This is a genomic window from Mobilitalea sibirica (assembly GCF_015999265.1).
In the GTDB taxonomy this organism is placed as follows: domain Bacteria; phylum Bacillota; class Clostridia; order Lachnospirales; family Lachnospiraceae; genus Mobilitalea; species Mobilitalea sibirica.
Map to the genome: position 1 here is coordinate 1 of NZ_JAEAGR010000039.1, position 1,014 is coordinate 1,014.

The following is a 1,014-nucleotide window of genomic DNA, read 5'->3' on the forward strand; positions in this document are numbered from 1 at the left end:
GAGCAGCCGAAGGTGGAGCCAATGACTGGGGTGAAGTCGTAACAAGGTAGCCGTATCGGAAGGTGCGGCTGGATCACCTCCTTTCTAAGAGAAAAAGTAAGGGTTGTTTTACTGTTCAGTTATCAAAGTTTTTGGTGGCGATGCGTCTAGGGGACACACCCGTTCTCATCCCGAACACGATGGTTAAGACTTAGACGGCCGATGGTACTGTACTGGAGACGGTATGGGAGAGTAGGTGGCTGCCAGAATAAATTTATCATTATAGCAAGACTTATCTTAAGTCCTGCAGTTTTGTGAGTTATCGGTTATTATATCCGTGTAACATCATATGGGCTTATAGCTCAGCTGGTTAGAGCGCACGCCTGATAAGCGTGAGGTCGATGGTTCGAGTCCATTTAAGCCCAGTACCGATTTTAAATTTATATTTAAATAAAGTTTTTGGGGGTATAGCTCAGCTGGGAGAGCACCTGCCTTGCAAGCAGGGGGTCACGAGTTCGAATCTCGTTATCTCCATCGAAAACATTCCAAAACTTACCTGTTTACATAAGCAACGGATTAGTGTAGTATAAGTATCCGCGCTGCTAGAAAAACTGAAGAAAATAAATTAATGTAAAGTAAATATATAAGATATTTATCCGTGATTAGATATAAGTAAGGTTTAATAATAAAATATTATTTTTACTTGTATGTAATGACTGATGAATGTCAGTCAAACCAGAACCTTAGTAATAAGGGGATGGACAATTGGACATTGACAACTACACATAGAAAATGAGAACAAAACGAAATCGAAAGATAACGTTTTGTGACAATCAAAAAGATGATTACTTTTTGATTGAAAGACATCCAGTGAAGTGATGTTCTTTCCGAGGCATATCTAATATGCCAGGGAGAGGCGCAAACATCATGGAACTAAAACTGTAATAAACCTAAGAAGAGAAATCTTCCTTGCTGCTACGCTAGGCGGCATGTTATGAGACTGTAAACGAACTCATAAGAGAATTGATCTAAACT

2 tRNA genes and 2 rRNA genes are annotated in these 1,014 nt (G+C 39.7%); all 4 read left to right on the plus strand.

The annotated features are described in order from the left end of the window. A 16S ribosomal RNA gene (locus I5677_RS17070) occupies nt 1–84 on the plus strand; the annotation flags it as partial. 46 nt (nt 85–130) lie between these two features. Beyond that, nucleotides 131–248: ribosomal RNA gene (gene rrf, locus I5677_RS17075) — 5S ribosomal RNA — on the plus strand. An 82-nt stretch (nt 249–330) separates the two neighbouring features. Beyond that, nucleotides 331–404 (plus strand) — tRNA-Ile (locus I5677_RS17080). A gap of 36 nt (nt 405–440) precedes the next feature. Beyond that, nucleotides 441–513, plus strand: a tRNA-Ala gene (locus tag I5677_RS17085). The last annotated feature ends 501 nt before the right edge of the window (nt 514–1,014 follow it).